Source organism: Staphylococcus sp. Z5-21 (genome assembly GCF_056529615.1).
The window spans coordinates 808,513-829,298 of the sequence record NZ_CP096462.1 but is presented as its reverse complement, the minus strand read 5'-3'; the positions used below and the strand labels follow the sequence as shown (position 1 = coordinate 829,298).

The following is a 20,786-nucleotide window of genomic DNA, read 5'->3' as shown; positions in this document are numbered from 1 at the left end:
TATGATTAATTTGCAAATACAACTATAACATTCAAAAAATCGTTGTAGGTTACAGTGAAATAAAAAAAATCGGCCTTTTTTACAATGAAATTACATTTAATTTATCTTTGAATATAATTTTTATCCCTTTAAAAACTTCTGTGATAGTTTTTAAAGGCTATGAAAAGTAAAATTTCACGTAATATGATTGTAATATATCAGATTATTCAGTTTTATTTAAATTACTTATTAGCGATTTGATTGCTGATTCTATATTAAATAAGCTATCCCTCTTATAGGGATATTTTAAGAGGGATAGCCAATAGAAGTATAATTGATAGTAGGATTTAAATGTATATTAAAGTGGATGATTAGATTAGGGGTAGATTTAGGGTGGGTGGTTTATACAATTTCATATATATCATTATTTTGTACGTTAATGTCTTTAAATGCATTTTGGGAATGCTCTAGCGGGAATGGTTCAAAAAGTAAATCATTTTTATCTTTGTTTTGTGGAGACATGAATTTAATTGATTCAATAAGTATTTCTGATACAAAATGCGTCTGACCTTCTTTTTCATATTTATGTGATTGCATTTGGCCTGTTATACCTACAAGTGAGCCTTGCTTCGTATATTTCTCAATGTTTGTTGCCATTTTTCCAAATGCTTTACAAAATAAATAATCACATACCGGGTTTTGATTCTTATCTTTATAGTTCCTTGATACAGCTACACAAAATGTAGCTAATTTTTTCTCCTCCTTATCATATATTTTAGGGTCCTTAGTTAGTCGCCCTACGATAACAATGTTATTAATCATATGTCACCTCCTTTATAACTATATTCTATGAATTTTACACAATACCGTCAAAGTACAATAACACAGAATTCAAAAGATGTTTTAATACTAAATTCTACAAATTTTACCTTTCTCTTTTAAAATTACGTTATAATGATTGTATAATTCGAATAATTGTAGAAGTTAAATTTATTAATTGGATGTGAGAACGATGAAATCATTTAAAGCTGTTCGATTTCAAATCGTATCAGATAGTGGTGGCGTTACAGAATATGAAATAGAAGATGGCGTTATTATCAATAAAGAAAATAGTGGAACTGGTTGGTTATTAGAAATTGTTATTTCAGATTATCATTATGAAACAATGAAACAATATATGGACGATGAAACTTTATTAGATATACGCGTAGTGATTACACGTCCAGCAAATGATCCGGCTCTTTTTGATGCGACGATTAAAAACATAAAAAAACTGGAAAGTACAATCTCCATCGTTTTTGAATGTCATATTTATACATTAAGACAAGTATATGCAGAAAGTTTATTAGAACAACTTATTGATGAAGGTTTAACAGGAGACGAACTTAAAAAATCTTTCAATCGTATGATGCAATCTAAACCAAGATTAAAAGATGAAAAAATAGAAAAATAATTACTATAAAAAAGACCTCAAACCGTTGTATTTACAACTGAGCTTGAGGTCTTTTATTTACTTTGCTTGAATTGCAAACGTTAATTCACAACTACATGCTACTTCACCATCGACGGTAGCTTTTGCGTTACCTTTACCGATTGGCCCACGCATTTTTGTTATTTCAACTTCTAATTTTAAAGTATCTCCAGGAGTAACTTGTTTTTTGAAGCGACATTTATCAATTCCAGCAAAAAATGCAAGTTTCCCTTTATTTTCTTCACTATTTAAAATCGCTACTGCACCTGTTTGAGCAAGCGCTTCTGTAATTAAAACACCAGGCATAACTGCATATTCCGGAAAATGACCTTGGAAAAACGGTTCATTACCTGATACTTGTTTAATAGCCACACAACGTGTACCTACTTCATATTCAACAACACGATCAATTAATAAAAATGGTTGTCTATGCGGTATGATTTCTTTAATTTGGTTATAATCAAAAATTGTTTCCATTGTTTACTTCCTCCATCTTGTTCTTGAATCGCCACTTCAATTGCGAATCATGTATTAAGCTTGTGTTCGTTTTATCTCTGCACCTAGTGCTTCTAATTTACCGTGTAAGTCAACATAACCTCTGTCTAAATGCTTTAATTCTGTTACTTGCGTCGTTCCATCAGCTACAAGTCCGGCTAATATAAGTGCTGCTGCTGCACGTAAGTCAGTAGCTTTTACTTGTGCACCTTGTAGTTCACTCTTACCTTCAATCTTAGCACTTCTGCCTTCGACAGAAATCTTAGCGTTCATACGTTTAAATTCGGCTACATGCATAAATCTATTTTCAAATACAGTTTCAGTTACTACTTTATGTCCTTCAGCTGTTAGTAATAATGCCATCATTTGTGATTGCATATCCGTAGGGAATCCTGGATGAGGTAATGTTTTAATATCTACGGGTTTTAATTCATCTTCTACTCTTACGCGAATTGCGTCATCTTGATAATCTAGATTCACACCCATTTCTTCCAATTTGTAAACAAGACTTGTCATATGTTCTTTTATAGCACCATTTACAAGTACATCACCACGTGTAATCGCACCAGCAATCAGGAGTGTACCTGCTTCAATTCTATCAGGAATAATCGCGTGTTCCACACCGTGAAGTGTTTCTACACCATGGATAATGATCGTATCCGTGCCAGCTCCAGAAACGTTACCTCCCATTTCGTTAATATAATTTGCTAAATCAACGATTTCTGGTTCTCTTGCAACATTTTCTAATACTGTTTTACCTTCTGCTAGTGAAGCTGCCATGATAATATTTTGCGTTGCGCCCACACTTGGGAAGTCTAAATGAATGGTTGTACCTTTTAATCCATTTTCAGTACTTGCATAAATAAAACCACCATCCATGTGAATATCAGCACCAAGTTCTTCGAAACCTTTGATGTGCTGTTCAATTGGTCTTGAACCAATTGCGCAACCACCTGGCAATGCGACTTTAGCATGACCTAAGCGGGCTAATAATGGACCCATAACAAGAATACTGGCTCTCATTTTACTTACATATTCATATGGAGCCTCTTCATTTAATTCTTTCGTTGCATCTACAGTTACTGATTCTTCGTCTTTATCGTATGAAACTTCTGCATTTAATGTTGAAATCACATTATTTATCGTTTCTACATCACTTAATGCAGGTACATTCATAAGTTTACTGACACCTTCTGATGCTAAAAGTGAAGCAGTTAATACTGGTAATACAGCATTCTTGGCACCTGACACTTTAACCTCCCCAGTTAATCTATTTCCACCATTAATTTCTATCATATCCATCTTAAATCCTCCACTTTGCTACTTATATATTTCATTTTAATTAAACTATTTTATGTACTTCTAAATTATTATATCTATAATTCAAAAAGATATACAAGTATTTGAATTATTGTGCTAAATATTTTATTTGCGTTGAGTATTGTAACAAATCCACAATAAAATTACTAACAGCTGTTCCAAGTAATATTGCTAAAAAAATCATACAAATTTGAACTTGTAAGGGATACCCCTTTTTAAAAAACTGCTCTAATCTCACTGCATTTAATGCCCAATAAGCAATACAAATACAAACCACATGTAAGATAAGATGTACAATTGAAAATTGTCCTAGATACTCCATACAATAACTCCTCACTTTAGACTGTCAATTTATTTTACACGAAATAATCATTAAAAGATACTTAAGAACTGCAGAATTTAATTAACTATAATGCTTTTGTTGTTTGAGCACTTCACTTTTTATTTTTGTGTCTACTTTACTATACGAACTTACGTCTATAAAAAAAGAGTCTAAGACATTTTTCATGTCTTAGACTCCTTTTGGAGTGAGTAGTAGATGCCTAAATGGAAAAAGTAACATCCCACTCACCAATGATATAATTTATTGTAAGTTCGCGACGCGAATACGGTTATTCGCTCTTTCTAAAGCACGTTTAGCTCTATTAACGTCGCTGTTATCTTCTTCATTATTCAAATGAGATTCTGCTCTAGATTTTGCTAATTCAGCTCTAGCAACATCTATTTCATTCGCAGGTTCTGCAGTTTGTACAATAATTGATAATTTATCTTGTCTAACCTCAACAAAACCTTCACTCACTGCAATATATTCTGAACCACCGTCAAAATTTATTTTGACATAGCCAATTTCAAGTGCTGCAACTGTTGGAATATGTCCATACATAACACCGATTTCTCCTGCAGTAGTTTGTAATACTGCAAGATTAACATCTTCTCGGTCGTAAACAGAACCATTAGGAGTGACAATATTTAGGCTTAATGTGTTCATTATCTTTACCTCCTAATTTTTAAACTTCAACACCCATATCTTTAGCTTTTGCGATTACTTCTTCCATACTACCTACAAGACGGAATGCATCTTCAGGGATATGATCATATTCGCCATCTAAAATTGCTTTGAAGCCTTCTACCGTTTTTTGAACAGGTACATATGAACCTTTTTGACCAGTAAATTGTTCAGCTACGTGGAAGTTTTGTGATAAGAAGAACTGGATACGACGTGCACGTTCAACAGTTTGTTTATCTTCTTCTGATAATTCATCCATACCTAAAATAGCAATAATATCTTGTAATTCTCTATATTTTTGTAATGTAGATTGTACATCACGAGCTATTTCATAATGATCTTGACCAACAATTGTAGGGTCTAATGCTCTAGAAGTAGATGCAAGCGGATCAACGGCAGGATAAATACCCATTTCCGTTAATTTACGTTCTAGGTTAGTTGTAGCATCTAAGTGAGCAAAGACAGCTGCTGGTGCTGGGTCAGTATAATCATCGGCAGGTACGAAAACTGCTTGGATTGACGTTACAGATCCTTTAGTTGTTGATGTAATACGTTCTTGTAATTGACCCATTTCAGTAGCAAGTGTAGGTTGATAACCAACGGCTGATGGCATACGACCTAATAGTGCTGATACTTCTGAACCAGCTTGCGTAAATCTGAATATGTTATCAATAAATAGTAAAACATCTTGTCCTTGTACATCACGGAAGTGTTCAGCCATTGTTAAGCCTGATAAAGCAACACGCATACGCGCACCAGGTGGCTCATTCATTTGTCCGAAGACCATAGCTGTTTTCTTAATAACACCACTATCACTCATTTCGTAGTATAAGTCATTACCTTCACGCGTACGTTCACCTACGCCGGCAAATACTGAAATACCACCATGTTCTTGAGCTATATTATTAATTAATTCTTGAATTAATACTGTTTTACCTACACCAGCGCCACCGAACAAACCGATTTTACCACCTTTAATATACGGTGCAAGTAAATCAATTACTTTAATACCTGTTTCTAAGATTTCAACTTTTGTTGATAATTGATCGAATGCAGGTGCTTCTCTATGAATTGGATCACGTTTGACAGAAGTATCAAGCTTCTCGTCTAAGTCAATTGTATCACCAAGAACATTAAACACACGTCCTAACGTAGCATCACCAACTGGAACACTGATGCTATCTCCGCTATCTCGAACTTCTGTACCACGTTTAACACCATCAGTAGAATCCATTGCAATTGTACGTACGACGTCATCGCCAAGTTGTAATGCCACTTCTAATGTAAGAGATACTGTACCTTCATCTCTTTCAACGTCTACGACTAAGGCATTGTTAATTTCTGGAACTTCATTGTGCTCAAAGCGAACATCAATTACTGGACCCATAACTTGAGTTACACGGCCTAATCCCATGTTTTTTTCCTCCTTTAATAATTATTCAAGCGCAACTGAGCCACCGACAATTTCAGTGATTTGTTGAGTAATTGCTGCTTGTCTTGCTCTGTTATATTGAATAGATAAGTCATCAATAATTTCTGACGCATTATCTGATGCATTTTTCATTGCAGTCATACGCGTAGCATGTTCACTTGCTTTTGCATCTAAAATCGTTCCATATATTAAACTTTCAACATATTGAGGTAAAATGACGCTCAATATTGCCTCTTTGTCTGGTTCGAACTCATATGATGACAATTGACCATGTCCTAAGCTAGAGTCCTCAGGAGACAATGGAAGCACAGTTTTGGTAGAAGGTGTATTTTCTAATACACTTACGAAATGACTAAAATAAATTTTCACCTCATCAACTTCTTCTTCACTATACAAATCTATAGCTTTTTTAGCTATTGCTTGTACTTCTTTAAAAGAAGGTTGATCTGGTACATCTATAAGTGAATCATGTATGTCATAACCTTTATTTTTAAGGAAATCCACACCAGTTTGACCTAATACTAGAATTGAATAATCATCTTTACTTGCATGTTTTTCTTCAATATCTTTTATAAGGTGTTTTAATACGTTTGCATTGTAAGCACCTGCAAGACCTTTATCACTTGTAATCACTAGGTAGGCACTTTTCTTCACTTTTCGTTGTTGTAACATTGGGTGACGTGAATTTTTATCTGCACCTGCAACTGCAGTAATCGCATCTTGCATTTTTTCCATATATGGTCTGAACTGTTTCGTGTTGCTTTCCGCACGGCGCAATTTAGAACTTGATACCATGTTCATTGCTTTCGTAATTTGCTTCATTTTTTTGGTTGATTTTATACGTGTATCAATCTCTTTAAGAGATCCCATTATCTCACCACCTTTTATTTAAGATTAACTATTATGCTTCTGATTTGCTAAAGCTTTTTTTGAATTCTGTAATTGCTGATTCAAATGCTTCATCTTTTGGTAATGCACCTGAAGTTTTAATTTCATTTAATAGTTCAGTCGCATTAGACTTAGCCCAAAGATTTAATTCTTCCTCGAAACGAGTAATATCTTCTACTGGGATGTCATCTAAATAACCTTTAGTCAATGCATAAATAATTAATACTTGATTTTCGACAGGTAGTGGTTTGTTTTTATCTTGTTTTAAGATTTCAACCGTACGTTTACCACGTTCTAATTTTTTAGCTGTAAACTCATCTAAATCTGAACCAAATTGTGCAAATGACTCTAATTCACGATAAGAAGCTAAATCTAAACGTAACGTACCAGCAACTTTTTTCATTGCTTTTATCTGTGCAGAACCACCAACACGTGATACAGATTGACCAGCATTAATGGCAGGTCTTACACCTGAGAAGAATAAATCAGATTGTAAGAAGATTTGTCCATCTGTAATTGAAATAACGTTAGTTGGTACATAAGCTGCGATATCGCCTGCTTGTGTTTCTATAATTGGTAAGGCAGTAATAGAGCCTCCACCTAAATCATCATTTAACTTCGCTGCTCTCTCAAGTAATCTACTATGTAAGTAGAACACATCGCCTGGGTATGCTTCACGGCCTGGTGGTCTACGTAATAATAGTGATAACTCACGGTAAGCTGCAGCTTGTTTCGTTAAATCATCATAAACAATTAAAACGTCTTTACCAGCAAACATGAATTCTTCAGCCATAGCTACACCTGAATATGGTGCAATATAAAGCATTGGAGCTGGGTCAGCTGCTGAAGCAGAAACAACAATTGTGTAATCTAACGCGCCTTCTTGGCGTAGCTTTTCAACATTAGCACGAACAGTTGAATCTTTTTGTCCAATAGCAACATAAATACAAATTGTATCTTGATCAGCTTGGTTTAAAATTGTATCAATAGCAACCGTAGTTTTACCTGTTTGACGGTCACCAATGATTAATTCACGTTGACCACGACCAATTGGTACAAGTGCATCAATGGCTTTAATACCAGTTTGTAATGGTTCATCAACTGATTTACGGTCCATTACACCTGTTGCTTTTTTCTCTACAGGTCTTGTGCTTGTTGTATTAACTGGACCTTGTCCATCAATAGGTTGTCCAAGTGGGTTCACAACACGACCAATAAGTTCGTTACCTACAGGAACTTCCATAATACGTCCAGTACGTTTTACTTCGTCCCCTTCTTTGATATCAGCGTATGGTCCTAAAATAACTACACCGACATTTGATTCTTCTAAGTTTTGTGCTAAGCCTAGAACGCCACTTTTGAATTCTATTAGCTCACCAGCCATAACATCGTTTAATCCGTGGATTAATGCGATACCGTCACCAATTTGTAGTACTGTACCTACATCAGTAACTGCCATTTCCGACTCATAATTTTCGATTTGTGAGCGAAGTAATGCACTGATTTCTTCAGCTTTAATGGCCATCTATGTCACTCCTTCAAATTTTATTTCACTCTAATAAATTGTCTTTCTAATTGTGCAAGATCATTTTTAATACTTGCGTCCATCACTTTCGTACCAACTTTAACTCTGATACCACCGATAAGTTCAGGATTAATTTTGTTAGTAATCATTATTTTAGAAAGTTTAGTTCGTGCTTTAATAATTTCTTCTATACTTGATAATTCTTCTTCTGACAATTGATATACGGATTCGATTACAGCATAGTCTTGATTATGCTGTTCATTATATAATGTTTCAAACGCGATATATATTTCATGAATGTGTCCTAAATGACGATTGCTAGCAAGTATTGTCAGCATATTCTGCAAGTATTGGTTCGTTTGTCCAAATACAATGCTTACGAAGCGACGACGTTGCTCAACATCTTTTTGTGGATCTGCATCCAATGCTTGTAGCTTTTTATTTTCAGATTGAACTGCTTCATTAATTGTTGAAAATTCATCGTACATGTCGTCAAGTATGTCTGCATCTTTAGCAGTATCAAATAATGCTTTGGCATATTTTTTTGCTATGTTTGCCATTACTTATCGCCTGCCTCTTTTATGTACTTTTCAACTAAAGCTTTTTGATCTTTATCTGAGATTTCTTTTTGCAGTACTTTAGAAGCGATTAAAACAGAAAGCTCAGAAACTTGGTTGTTAATATCTGCAATTGCACGTTCTTTTTCACTGTTGATTTCATTCTGTGCAGTTTCAATCATGCCATTAGCTCTGATATTTGCTTCATGAATAATTTCTTCATGTTGTTTTCGAGCTTGAACTTTAGATTCTTCTAAAATCTTTTGAACCTCATCTTGTGTTTCTTTTAGTGTTTGTTTATTTTGTTCTTCTAACTTTTGTGCATTTAATTTAGCTTGTTCAGCATCATCAATGTCTTTATTAATATCGTGTTCACGTTTATCCATTACATCTTTTAATGGACCCCATGCGAACTTTTTCAATAAAGCTAATAAGATAAGAAAAGTTACAAGCGTAACGATTATTGTCCCCCATTGAACGCCGCTAGTTCCAGCTGCACCAAGTACAAACATATTTGTCGTAGCAGTCACTTACATAGACACTCCTTTCATACATTATAATCATAAGACATTATTGATAAAAACGAACGGCGAAAGTCTTTCAGACTTCGCCATAATAATTAGTTGAATTATAGTGACATGAAAGCGATAACTACACCAATGATAGGTAATGCTTCAACTAAACCGATACCGATGAACATAATACCCATTAATTGTCCACGTGCTTCTGGTTGACGAGCGACACCTTCTACTGTTCTTGAAACGATAAGACCATTACCAATACCTGCACCTAATGCTGATAAGCCGATTGCGATTGCTGCTGCGATTAAATTCATTTATAAAATCCTCCTAGTTTTTCTTTAAAATTTAATTAATTAATGACTGTCCTGAACTTTATGGGACATGTAAACCATTGAAAGCATAACGAAAATATATGCTTGAATTGTACCGATGAATATTGAAAACCCTTGCCAAACAACTAAACCAGGTAACCCGATTATCCAACCCCATGCTCTAGTTGAATCACCTGTTACTAATCCTGCCAATAATCCTAATAGCAATTCACCTGCGAAAATATTACCGTAGAGTCGAAGACCTAACGTTAAAGTTGAAGTGAATTCTTCAAAGATATTAATTGGTAATAAAAAGATTGGTTTTGTATAGTTTTGGAAATAACCTTTTGTACCTTTCATTCTAACACCATAAAAATGTGTTAATAGAATGATGAGTGTTGACAGTGTTAAAGTAACTGTCGCATCAGCTGTTGGTGATTTCCACCACAACGTATGCCCTGAAATTAATTGAAATGGAAGTCCTAGCATATTACTCACAAATATAAAGAATATAAGTGTTACTGCCAAGAAATGGAATTGCCCACCTTTTGACCATGCCATGTTACTTTCAATAATACCTCTTACAAAGTCAAAAACCCACTCTATGAAATTTTGTTTACCAGTTGGTCGTTTTTTGAGGTTGCGTGTACAAATAATAGCAATGACAAAAACAATAACCGCTGTAATAATCAACATCATAATTGATGAAAGATTAAACACTATGTCTAGACCAAATACATTCCAACTGACTAGAGGGTCTTTATGATTCATGCTTTCTCACCTCTTTCGTTTTAAAATTTATTTCTTGTGTAAAAATGGTTTGAAAACAATTAAAACATATGAAATCATTAAACCAATAACCACACCAATGATATTAATTTCATCCTTATAAAAATACCAAATACAACATGCTAGAACCACTATTAAATATCTCCAAACGTTGCCCGTTGAAATATGTATGTTATCTTTTTCTTTTGCCTTTGCTAAATAATATTCGAAAGTAAAAGTATTAAAAAGTGATCCAATTGTACCTATTATAAGCCCTAATATAAATGGTGAGTATGTGAAAATAAACACAATTAATAGTACAACTATACCATATAAATAGTATTGAATGTATCTATTAAAAATGATGTTGAAACGTTCCATGACTATGCCTCACTTCATCTTTTTCATGCAATAATGAGAACCATTTCAATCATACAGTTTTAATAATAATATAGGGGTAGTTAACGTGTCAATTCTATACAAAATGTAGTTTAATTTTTTCTCAAATTGTCACAGAACCGACACATTCCCCCTTTTTAATTATTTGAATGATTCTGGCTTTTTGGAAATTATATGAAAATAATATTTGATATTCTCACAAATTCGTAAAGCGGCATTTCCATCTCCATAAGGATTTCGTGCATGGCTCATTTTGTCATATAACATTTTGTCATCTAATAATTGTTTCGTAGAATCAAATATGTTTTTCTCGTGGGTGCCTACTATTTTAAGCGTACCAGCATTCACACCTTCGGGTCTTTCTGTAGCATCTCTTAACACAAGTACAGGTTTACCTAATGAAGGCGCTTCTTCTTGCACACCTCCAGAATCAGTTAATATCAAGTATGATTGATGGGCAAAATTATGAAAATCCACGACTTCCAATGGTTCCACCAATTCAATTCGCTCGTGATTTGATAAATAAGTTTCTGCAATTTCCCTAACTTTAGGATTTTTATGCACTGGGTAAACCACAACGACATCTTCAAATGCTTCGACAATATCTCTAACAGCTTTAAATATATGCACCATAGGTTCACCAATATTTTCACGTCGGTGCGCAGTTAACAAAATGATACGTTTATCTTTATGCTTTGCTATAATCTTAGAATGATAGTGATCATGTATTGTCGTCTTCATAGCATCTATAGCCGTATTACCTGTCACAACGATTGATTCCTCTGGTTTGTTTTCTGCTAAAAGATTGTGAGCAGCATTATTGGTAGGGGCAAAATTCAAATCTGCCATTACCCCTACCATTTGTCTATTCATTTCTTCAGGAAATGGAGCATATTTATCCCATGTTCTTAAGCCAGCCTCGACATGACCTATAGGAATCTGATTATATAATGCTGCTAAACTACCAGCAAACGTCGTCATTGTGTCACCATGAACGAGTATCATATCTGGTTGTTCTTTCTTTATAACATCCTCTAGTCTCGATAAAATACGTGACGTAATTTCAGACAGTGACTGGCCTTGTTTCATGATATCCAAATCATAATCTGGTGTGATGTGGAAGCTAGTCAGAACTGAATCAAGCATTTCTCTATGTTGAGCCGTAACAACTACGATAGGTTCTAGCGCATCGTCATGTTTCAACGCTTGAATTAGAGGTGCCATTTTTACTGCTTCTGGACGTGTGCCGAAGACAGTCATTATTTTTTTCATTTTTCCTCCACTCCTGGGCGAAACTATTTTGTACCGAATAAACGGTCACCTGCATCACCTAAACCTGGTGTGATATATGCATGATCATCAAGCTTTTCATCTAATGCAGCGATAAATATATCCACATCTTCATGAGCTGCTTGTAATTTTTCTACACCTTCAGGGGCAGCGATTAAACACATAAAACGAATATTTTTAGCACCACGTTTTTTTAATGAATTAATAGCTTCTATAGCTGAAGCACCTGTTGCTAACATTGGGTCTACAACTACAATTTCTCTTTCTTCAATATCTTGTGGTAATTTCACAAAATATTCAACGGCTTCTAGTGTTTCAGGATCTCTATAAAGACCCACATGACCTATTCTAGCTGCAGGTACTAATGTTAAAATACCTTGTGTCATCCCTAATCCTGCTCTTAAGATTGGTACAAACGCTAATTTTTTACCTGTTAATCTTTTAGCAATCATTTTTGTTACTGGTGTTTCTATTTCCACATCCTGTAATTCTAAATCTCTTGTAACTTCATATGCCATTAACATACCTACTTCATCTACTAGCTCTCTAAATTCTTTAGTCCCAGTATGTACGTCACGGATATAACTTAATTTGTGTTGAATAAGTGGGTGATCAAAAACATGTACTTTGCCCATAAATTTATTTCCTCCAATTTTAATTATATAAAGGATGTTTTGAAGTTAAAGTCTTAACTCTTTCTTTCCCTTCGGCTAATGCTTTTTCATTTTCTGGGTCTTTTAAAACTAAACTAATGATTTTCGCAACTTCTTCAAAAGCAGTTTCATCAAAACCACGTGTTGTTGCAGCTGGGGTACCTAAACGGATACCACTCGTTACGAAAGGTTTTTCTTGATCAAAAGGAATTGTATTTTTATTACAAGTTATTCCAATTGCATCTAGTGTTTCTTCAGCAACTTTACCTGTAATACCCACAGAACCTTTGACGTCTACTGCGACGAGGTGATTATCCGTTCCTCCAGATACAACTCTAAATCCTTCGTCAGTCAATGTGTTAGCTAATGTTTTAGCATTTTGAATCACTTGTTGTTGATAAACTTTAAAGTCATCTTGTAATGCCTCACCAAATGCAACTGCTTTAGCAGCAATCACATGCTCTAATGGGCCACCTTGGATACCTGGGAATATCGTTTTATCAATTTGTTTTTTATATTCTTCTTTACATAAAATCATGCCGCCACGAGGTCCGCGTAATGTTTTATGTGTAGTTGTCGTTACGAAATCTGCATATTCCACAGGATTTGGATGTAAACCAACTGCGACTAAACCAGCGATATGTGCCATATCAACCATTAATTTTGCGCCAACTTCATCAGCAATTTCTTTGAATCGTTTGAAATCGATTGTTCTTGAATAAGCTGATGCACCAGCAACAATTAATTTAGGTTTATGTTCTTTAGCAACTTTTAATACTTCATCATAATCAATTTGCTCATTTTCTTGGTCTACACCATATTCCACAAAGTTATAAAATTGACCACTAAAGTTCACAGGTGCACCATGTGTTAAATGGCCACCATGGCTTAAATTCATACCTAATACAGTATCACCGTGTTCTAATGCTACGAGATAAACAGCCATATTGGCCTGAGATCCTGAGTGTGGTTGAACATTAACATGTTCTGCGTCAAATAATTTTTTAGCACGATCAATAGCTAATGTTTCTGACACATCTACGTATTCACAACCGCCATAATATCTTCTATTAGGATAGCCTTCAGCATACTTGTTCGTTAACACTGATCCTTGGGCTTCCATAACTGCTTCTGAAACAAAGTTCTCTGAAGCAATGAGCTCGATATTGTTATTTTGACGGTTAAATTCATTTTGAATCACTTCATATATTTCTTTATCTTGCTTTTGAATAAATGACATTGGTAATTCCCTCGTTTCTGTATTAGTTATATTTTGCTCTTTCGCCACCAATTTTCTTAGGTCTTGAAGAAGCGATGGTTACAATTGCTTCACCAATTTGCTTAACACTTGTACGTTCTGGAATAGCGACATGCTTGATGTGCATTCCAATAAGGGTTTGACCAATATCAATACCTTTAGGTACCGATATATGTTCAACAACCATTGGTTCATCCATATGCTTGTATGCATAAGTGGCAAGACTTCCACCAGCATGAACATCTGGTACAACCGTAACTTCTTCCATCGTGAGGGGATTGAATTGTGCTCTTTCTATTGTTACCGCTCTGTTTATATGTTCACAACCTTGATATACAAAAGAAACGCCTGTTTCATTTTCGATTACTTTCAATGAATCAAATATTTCTTTAGCTACTTCCATAGAACCTACACTACCAATGCGTTCACCAATGATTTCTGATGTTGAACAACCGATAATGCATAATTCATTAGCCTTGAAAAAAGATTGTGATTTTAATTCATCTAACAATAACTTCAAATCTTCCATTCTTGCACCCCTTTTTATTAATGACATAAAAAGTAATTGAATCTCAAACCGCTTTAAAACATACAAAATTGACTGATAGCAAATTTGCTACACGTTTTTATTATAACGTATTTACTAACGTACTTATACTAATTTCACCAATTTATTAGTTTAATATTTTATTTTTTAAACTATCTATCAGTAAATTTAATTCATTATATATTTCAAGATATGCAGATTTACTCCCACCAAACGGATCGGAAACCTCTCCTATCTTGTCTACATACTCATTTAAAGTAAATACGTGATCGGTGTTATCATACAATTCCTTAATTATGCGCTTATGAGATGAACCCATCGTCAATATTAAATCTGCATTTATATCTGAAGCAGTAAAAGACTGGGCTTGGTATGGCACATTTAAATGACGCTCAAGTAAAATTTCCTTAGTATGATCTGATATCGGTTGACCATCTATAGCATACATACCACGTGACACAATTGTATGGTTAGGTAATTTGGACTGAGCGATACTTTCAGCCATAGGACTCCTACAAGTATTTCCTGTACAAACAAAAATGATTTTCATAAATCTGCTCCTTCAATAATAGATTGATTAGCCGCTTTCATCATTCTATTCATAATTGCCGTAGTGTTATCATTCAAATCAAATCCATAAATAAAGGCATGTTGAATTTGATCGTCTTGGTCTAACTGATGCAATATTTGATAAAGATTATGATTAGCCCCTTTAATATCATTTTCATCTTCGCATAAAGGTATAAATTTCGCAGCTTCTGGTATTAACGCTTGTTTGCTACGAGGTACGATAAACGCTGTTTGTGTCCAATTTGAAGTCGATGTAGGTAACGCATTAAAAGACTTCAATATTTTTACTGGTGTATCAGGTGAATAATGTTTATATTTCATACCTGGAGCAATTGGTTTTTCAGAATCTAATGTACCTATTGTTGTCACACTTTCTGGAATAACCGCTTCTATCATAGATTTTGTGATAGAACCGGGTCTAGCGATTTTAAATGGAAATTGTGTACAATCGAGCACAGTACTTTCTAACCCCTCTTCACTTTGGTCTCCATTCACAATACCATCGATACGCCCGTCCAAATCACGATAAACATGTTCAAATGTAGTCGGTGAGGGTCTGCCACTCAAATTTGCACTGGGTGCCGCAATTGGCATATCAACATATTTTAGTATTTGTCTTCCGATTGGATGACTTGGCATACGCACTGCAATGGAATCTAACCCACCACTAACACTTTCACATAAATAGCCTTTTTTTAATGGAACAATAAATGAAATCGGTCCAGGCCAAAATTCATTCATTAACATTTCAACTTCTTTTGACAGCTTATCTGTAAAAGCTTGTATTTGTTCAACTTTATAGATATGAACAATTAAAGGATTGTCAGATGGTCTACCTTTCGCACTATAAATGTGTTTAATTGCTGCTTCATTACGTGCATCTGCACCCAATCCGTATACAGTTTCAGTTGGTATAGCAATTAAACCGCCATTTTCAAAAATTACTTTTATATCATTCAGTTCATTATCTGTATTCAATTGATTATTAGATTGGCGTAAATCCCATATTTTTGTATTCACTTAGACTCACCCTTTCATCTTGTTATCTATTTTAAAACAAAATAAAAAGTTATGCACTCTCATGATTAATCATGTTTAGCACATAACTTATGATCACCAAACAAATGAAATTATTCGGTCGTTATTATTTATATCTTTAATGATTTGTACATCTAAACTTGGATATTTCTCAATAATACGTTGTTTCAATGTTTGTCCTTGATTAAATCCAATTTCAAACACAACTTTCGCATTTGGCAATAATACTTCGGGTAACTGATCTATAATTTTATCATAGATATCATAGCCATTGTTTTTTGCAAAAAGCGCAGTATGTGGTTCATAGTTTAACACTGTATTATCCATAATAAATGCATCATTATCATCAATATATGGCGGATTAGAAATAAGTCCATTTACTTTGATGCCGTGCTCAATCAGTGGCATTAATGTATCACCTTGTAGAAATCTAATTTCTACTTGGTGCATCTTAGCGTTAGCCTTAGCGACAGATAACGCTGAAGTATATAAATCTGTAGCATAAACTTCTAATGAAGGGTTCAATTTTTTTAATGAAATCGGTATATTCCCACTCCCCGTGCCTATATCTACAACACAATCTCCTGAATGAAGTTGATTATAAAAATGAAGCATTACTTCTTCTGTTTCAGGTCTTGGAATAAGACAATGCTTATTCACTTTAAAAACTTCACCATAGAATGTTTGTTTACCTAGGATATATTGTATTGGTTCATCATTTAGCATTCTTTGTGTTGCGTCATCAAATAAGTTTTTATGTTGAAGTGTTACTTCATCATCCATATGCATTAAGTAATTGGCTTTAGACCAATTAAACAAATCCAACATTAACCATTCGGCACGCGTTGATTCAATACCTTGTTCATTGCATTTCACTTTAGCTTGATTTAATAATGTTTTATAATTCACCATTATTTAATTCTTTCAATTTATCAGTTTGTTCCGCTAAAGTTAAAGCATCAATAATTTCATCCAACTTACCTTCCATAATTTGGTCTAATTTTTGTAAAGTTAAACCAATACGATGATCTGTTACACGGCTTTGCGGATAGTTATAGGTTCTGATACGTTCTGAACGATCTCCTGTACCCACTGCTGATTTACGTTGGGCAGCATATTTTTGTTGCTCTTCTTGTAATTTCATATCAAATAAGCGTGCTTTTAATACTTTTAGTGCTTTTTCACGGTTTTGGATTTGCGATTTTTCTGAAGAAGTCGCAATAACACCGGTTGGAATATGTGTAATACGCACAGCTGAATCTGTTGTATTAACGTGCTGACCACCTGCACCACTTGAACGGTATGTGTCAATTTTCAAATCTTCGTTGCGAACTTCTATTTCAACATCTTCTACCTCAGGAAGTACTGCAACTGTAGCTGTTGATGTATGGATACGTCCGCCTGATTCAGTTTCAGGTACACGCTGTACACGGTGTGCACCATTCTCATATTTTAATTTACTAAAAGCACCATTACCAGAAACAGAAAAACTTATTTCTTTATAACCACCATGATCACTTTCGGTAACTTCTACAATATCTGTCTTATAATTTAACGTTTCAGCATATTTGGAATACATTCTAAATAGGTCACCAGCAAAAATTGCCGCCTCATCTCCACCTGCTGCTGCACGAATTTCTACAATAACGTCTTTGTCATCATTAGGATCTTTAGGGATCAATAAGAACTTAAGTTCTTCTTCTAACTTAGGTACTTTATTTTGAAGTGTTTGATGTTCCTCTTTCAACATTTCAATTTCATCATTATCTTTTGTATCACGTAACATTTCTTCTACTTCAGAAATATCTTCTTTTGTTTGTTTATAATCGCGATAAACGTCCACTGTTTTTTGTAATTCTGCCTGCTCTTTAGAATATTTACGTAAATTATCTGGATTATTTACGACATCAGGATCACTTAACATTTCATTTAATTGTTCATATCTTTCTTCTACTATGTCTAATTGATCAAACACTACATTTCCTCCTTCTCAGTATTGCTAGGCGCTACTATATGATGCGCTCTGCATCTGGGTTCATAGCTTTCATTAGCACCAACTAAAATGACTGGGTCGTCGATTTTTGCTGGGTTACCATCAATTAATCTTTGCGTACGACTTGACGATGCACCGCAAACCGCACAAACTGCTTGAAGTTTAGTTACATCCTCACTCACAGCCATCAATTGTGGCATTGGCTCGAAAGGTTGTGCTCTAAAGTCCATATCTAGACCAGCAGTAATGACTCTATGTCCTTTTTCAGCTAACTGTTCAGCTATATGTACAATACCATTTTCAAAAAATTGCACTTCGTCTATTCCAATTACATCTACTTCTGATAAATCGTGCTTTAATATCTCAGCTGCTGTCGAAATATTAATTGCTTCTATAGCATTGCCATTGTGAGAAACAATCTTATCTTTATGATAGCGGTCATCTATAGCTGGTTTAAATACAACTACTTTTTGTTTAGCATAAAGCCCTCGTCTTAATCGACGAATAAGCTCTTCAGATTTGCCACTAAACATACTTCCAGTAATACATTCAATCCACCCGGAATGATAAGTTTCATACATTATGCGTTCCACCTTTTTTCAAAACATAATCGATTCATTATATCATATTTTCCACTACAAAATAGGATATATTTTCAAGTTACTGCGTTAATTTTATGTAACAATTTGGGATATACAAATAGAACTATCGTTAAATTCTCATTGAACTGCCTACTAACAAAACTGATCCACTTTGTTTCAACATTGTATACAAACTTAAATTTAATGCTATACTTGCAGCCAGTATCGTTACTCATAAAATAAAGGAATTTCAACATTGTTTATGATATCTATTTGTGATTAGGAAGTGCTTTTTAACATAAAAAGGCATTCTCATAAAATGAGAATGCCTTATACCAACAATTATTCGTTGCTTGATTTGAATCCGAATTTTTTGTTGAAACGTTCCACACGACCATCCGCCGCAGCGAATTTTTGACGTCCTGTGTAGAATGGATGTGAATCAGATGAAATGTCTAAACGAATAACTGGGTATTCATTACCATCTTCCCATTCCATTGTCTCTGATGATGTTTTAGTTGAACCACTTAAGAATTTAAAATCTGTAGTAGTATCTAAAAAGATAACATTGTGATATTCAGGATGAATATTTTGTCTCATTATTTTCAGCTCCTTTGCCCTGAACCATCTGGAACAGAGTTTTTTGTGAGTTTTTTACCCAATACTTGATAATTATAATGTCTATAAATATAAAACGCAACCCTAAATCTCATATTGGTATTATATCTATGAATCATTTAGTAATTAAATGATTGGTTTACCCGTTTTTGTGCTTTCTTTAGCAGCTTTTTGTAACTGTTCAAAGAATTCTTGGTTATTGTCTGTTCGTTTGAGTTTACGAACAAATCTTTCTGTAAAGTCCGTTGAATCTGTAAACATATTGCGTAATTGCCATAATGAATCCAGTTCTTTGGGATCAATGAGCAATTCTTCTTTACGTGTTGAACTGCGTCCAATATCAATTGCTGGAAATACTCGACGTTCTGCTAATTTACGATCTAAATGTAACTCCATGTTTCCAGTACCTTTAAATTCTTCGTAAATCATGTCATCCATACGCGAACCAGTTTCAACTAAAGCTGTAGCTAATATAGTCATACTGCCACCCGCTTCAATATTTCTTGCTGCACCAAAGAATGCTTTTGGTTTGTGTAAAGATGCTGGATCTAACCCACCAGATAACGTACGACCACTTGGCGGAATAACAAGGTTATAAGCACGTGCCAATCTTGTTATAGAATCCATTAGTATAATGACATCCTTACCAATTTCAACTAAGCGTTTCGCACGTTCTAATAATAATTCTGCAACTTTGACATGGTGTTGAGGTGGCTCATCAAATGTAGAATGAACTACTTCTGCAGTTTCTACAGATCTTTCTATATCAGTAACCTCTTCTGGTCGTTCTCCTACTAATAATACAAATAATTCTGCATCAGGTTTATTCGTTGCAATTGCATTTGCAATTTCTTTTAATAAAGAGGTTTTCCCTGCTTTAGGCGGTGCAACGATAAGTCCACGTTGTCCTAATCCAATTGGCGTGATTAAATCCATGATTCGAGTTGAAAAATTCTGCTTTGTAGTTTCTAACACAATTCTTTCTTCTGGATATAACGGCGTTAACGCCTGGAAATGAGGACGTTTTTTTACTTCTTCTGCATTCTCATCATTAACAAAATCAACCTGTAATAAACCATAATACTTTTCATTATCCTTTGGCTTTCTAACCTTACCAGTCACTTTATCTCCTCGTTTAATTTCAAAACGACGAATTTGACTAGCTGAGATATAGATATCTTTTTCTCCCTTAGAATAATTAACTGTTCTTAAAAAGCCATAACCATCTTGTTGGATATCATCTAGAATGCCTTCCATATAATAGTTACCATCTTTTTCCATTTGCGCTTCCATAATCGCGAGAACAAGTTCTTTTTTATTCAATTTACTATAGTTTGTTAGCTTAAGAGATTTTGCTTTTTGAGTGAGATCTTTTGTAGTGTAATTTTTGTATAACTCGTGGAACGATTCATACTGAGGTGATGTTCGTACTTTTTCAGGCATTATCTTGCACCCATTTCATAAATAAGTTTTTTAAATAACATAGTAACTACGCTACTACTTTTATAACTATAGCAAATTTCCTATTTAATTACAAAATGTATTTCGATATATAAATTATAAAAA

The 20,786-nt window shown here is 34.3% G+C and carries 25 protein-coding genes; 1 reads left to right on the top strand and 24 read right to left on the bottom strand.

Annotated elements, in window-relative coordinates:
- Positions 1 to 381: 381 nt before the first annotated feature.
- Positions 382 to 801, bottom strand: a complete 420-nt coding sequence (locus M1D64_RS03995; RefSeq protein WP_115340495.1) for a single-stranded DNA-binding protein — start codon at positions 799 to 801, stop codon at positions 382 to 384.
- Positions 802 to 991: 190 nt separating this feature from the next.
- Here M1D64_RS03995 and M1D64_RS03990 point away from each other — a divergent pair, with 190 nt between their 5' ends.
- Complete coding sequence (locus M1D64_RS03990) at positions 992 to 1,432, top strand: YwpF-like family protein (RefSeq protein ID WP_002482730.1); 441 nt, start codon at positions 992 to 994, stop codon at positions 1,430 to 1,432.
- Positions 1,433 to 1,489: 57 nt separating this feature from the next.
- Here M1D64_RS03990 and fabZ read toward each other — a convergent pair whose 3' ends face one another.
- The 23 genes from fabZ to rho form a co-directional block, all read right to left on the bottom strand.
- Positions 1,490 to 1,927, bottom strand: a complete 438-nt coding sequence (gene fabZ, locus M1D64_RS03985) for a 3-hydroxyacyl-ACP dehydratase FabZ (RefSeq protein ID WP_002482729.1) — start codon at positions 1,925 to 1,927, stop codon at positions 1,490 to 1,492.
- Positions 1,928 to 1,981: 54 nt separating this feature from the next.
- Entirely contained in the window at positions 1,982 to 3,247 is a 1,266-nt protein-coding gene (gene murA, locus M1D64_RS03980) for a UDP-N-acetylglucosamine 1-carboxyvinyltransferase (RefSeq protein ID WP_002482728.1), read from the bottom strand.
- A 106-nt stretch (positions 3,248 to 3,353) separates the two neighbouring features.
- A complete protein-coding gene (locus M1D64_RS03975) occupies positions 3,354 to 3,587 on the bottom strand; it encodes a DUF1146 family protein (RefSeq protein ID WP_011302682.1) in 234 nt (77 codons plus the stop codon).
- Between the two features lie 261 nt (positions 3,588 to 3,848).
- The gene (locus M1D64_RS03970) at positions 3,849 to 4,253 is read right to left on the bottom strand and encodes a F0F1 ATP synthase subunit epsilon (protein ID WP_002482727.1); all 405 of its coding nucleotides are present in this window, start codon (positions 4,251 to 4,253) and stop codon (positions 3,849 to 3,851) included.
- Between the two features lie 19 nt (positions 4,254 to 4,272).
- The gene (gene atpD / locus M1D64_RS03965) at positions 4,273 to 5,685 is read right to left on the bottom strand and encodes a F0F1 ATP synthase subunit beta (RefSeq protein WP_002482726.1); all 1,413 of its coding nucleotides are present in this window, start codon (positions 5,683 to 5,685) and stop codon (positions 4,273 to 4,275) included.
- Positions 5,686 to 5,706: 21 nt separating this feature from the next.
- The gene (gene atpG, locus M1D64_RS03960; RefSeq protein WP_002482725.1) at positions 5,707 to 6,573 is read right to left on the bottom strand and encodes an ATP synthase F1 subunit gamma; all 867 of its coding nucleotides are present in this window, start codon (positions 6,571 to 6,573) and stop codon (positions 5,707 to 5,709) included.
- Positions 6,574 to 6,604: 31 nt separating this feature from the next.
- Entirely contained in the window at positions 6,605 to 8,116 is a 1,512-nt protein-coding gene (gene atpA / locus M1D64_RS03955) for a F0F1 ATP synthase subunit alpha (RefSeq protein WP_002482724.1), read from the bottom strand.
- A 20-nt stretch (positions 8,117 to 8,136) separates the two neighbouring features.
- Positions 8,137 to 8,676, bottom strand: a complete 540-nt coding sequence (locus M1D64_RS03950; protein ID WP_002482723.1) for a F0F1 ATP synthase subunit delta — start codon at positions 8,674 to 8,676, stop codon at positions 8,137 to 8,139.
- Entirely contained in the window at positions 8,676 to 9,203 is a 528-nt protein-coding gene (locus M1D64_RS03945) for a F0F1 ATP synthase subunit B (protein WP_011302679.1), read from the bottom strand. The genes M1D64_RS03950 and M1D64_RS03945 overlap by 1 nt, the downstream gene beginning before the upstream one ends.
- A gap of 98 nt (positions 9,204 to 9,301) precedes the next feature.
- A complete protein-coding gene (atpE, locus tag M1D64_RS03940; RefSeq protein WP_002482721.1) occupies positions 9,302 to 9,508 on the bottom strand; it encodes a F0F1 ATP synthase subunit C in 207 nt (68 codons plus the stop codon).
- 39 nt (positions 9,509 to 9,547) lie between these two features.
- Positions 9,548 to 10,276, bottom strand: coding sequence for a F0F1 ATP synthase subunit A (atpB, locus tag M1D64_RS03935; RefSeq protein WP_002482720.1), 729 nt, complete (start codon positions 10,274 to 10,276; stop codon positions 9,548 to 9,550).
- A 27-nt stretch (positions 10,277 to 10,303) separates the two neighbouring features.
- Positions 10,304 to 10,654 carry an ATP synthase subunit I gene (locus tag M1D64_RS03930; protein WP_011302677.1) on the bottom strand — a complete coding sequence of 117 codons (351 nt, stop codon included), beginning with the start codon at positions 10,652 to 10,654 and terminating at the stop codon, positions 10,304 to 10,306.
- A 159-nt stretch (positions 10,655 to 10,813) separates the two neighbouring features.
- Positions 10,814 to 11,944 (bottom strand): non-hydrolyzing UDP-N-acetylglucosamine 2-epimerase, encoded by a 1,131-nt coding sequence (gene wecB / locus M1D64_RS03925; RefSeq protein ID WP_480977554.1) that lies wholly within the window; start codon positions 11,942 to 11,944, stop codon positions 10,814 to 10,816.
- Positions 11,945 to 11,967: 23 nt separating this feature from the next.
- Entirely contained in the window at positions 11,968 to 12,597 is a 630-nt protein-coding gene (gene upp / locus M1D64_RS03920) for a uracil phosphoribosyltransferase (protein WP_002482718.1), read from the bottom strand.
- A 19-nt stretch (positions 12,598 to 12,616) separates the two neighbouring features.
- Complete coding sequence (gene glyA, locus M1D64_RS03915) at positions 12,617 to 13,855, bottom strand: serine hydroxymethyltransferase (RefSeq protein WP_002482717.1); 1,239 nt, start codon at positions 13,853 to 13,855, stop codon at positions 12,617 to 12,619.
- Between the two features lie 22 nt (positions 13,856 to 13,877).
- Complete coding sequence (locus M1D64_RS03910) at positions 13,878 to 14,402, bottom strand: TIGR01440 family protein (protein WP_002482716.1); 525 nt, start codon at positions 14,400 to 14,402, stop codon at positions 13,878 to 13,880.
- Positions 14,403 to 14,547: 145 nt separating this feature from the next.
- Positions 14,548 to 14,970, bottom strand: coding sequence for a low molecular weight protein arginine phosphatase (locus M1D64_RS03905; RefSeq protein WP_011302672.1), 423 nt, complete (start codon positions 14,968 to 14,970; stop codon positions 14,548 to 14,550).
- Positions 14,967 to 16,010, bottom strand: a complete 1,044-nt coding sequence (locus tag M1D64_RS03900) for an L-threonylcarbamoyladenylate synthase (RefSeq protein ID WP_002482715.1) — start codon at positions 16,008 to 16,010, stop codon at positions 14,967 to 14,969. Before M1D64_RS03900 ends, M1D64_RS03905 begins: the two co-directional genes overlap by 4 nt.
- 93 nt (positions 16,011 to 16,103) lie before the next feature.
- A complete protein-coding gene (gene prmC / locus M1D64_RS03895) occupies positions 16,104 to 16,940 on the bottom strand; it encodes a peptide chain release factor N(5)-glutamine methyltransferase (RefSeq protein ID WP_002482714.1) in 837 nt (278 codons plus the stop codon).
- Positions 16,927 to 18,003, bottom strand: a complete 1,077-nt coding sequence (gene prfA, locus M1D64_RS03890; protein ID WP_002482713.1) for a peptide chain release factor 1 — start codon at positions 18,001 to 18,003, stop codon at positions 16,927 to 16,929. The genes prmC and prfA overlap by 14 nt, the downstream gene beginning before the upstream one ends.
- Positions 18,003 to 18,602 (bottom strand): thymidine kinase, encoded by a 600-nt coding sequence (locus tag M1D64_RS03885; protein ID WP_011302669.1) that lies wholly within the window; start codon positions 18,600 to 18,602, stop codon positions 18,003 to 18,005. Before M1D64_RS03885 ends, prfA begins: the two co-directional genes overlap by 1 nt.
- Positions 18,603 to 18,944: 342 nt before the next feature.
- Positions 18,945 to 19,202: a type B 50S ribosomal protein L31 gene (locus M1D64_RS03880; RefSeq protein WP_002482711.1), complete on the bottom strand. Its 258-nt coding sequence runs from the start codon at positions 19,200 to 19,202 to the stop codon at positions 18,945 to 18,947.
- A 144-nt stretch (positions 19,203 to 19,346) separates the two neighbouring features.
- Positions 19,347 to 20,663: a transcription termination factor Rho gene (gene rho / locus M1D64_RS03875; protein WP_037538023.1), complete on the bottom strand. Its 1,317-nt coding sequence runs from the start codon at positions 20,661 to 20,663 to the stop codon at positions 19,347 to 19,349.
- Between the last annotated feature and the right edge of the window lie 123 nt (positions 20,664 to 20,786).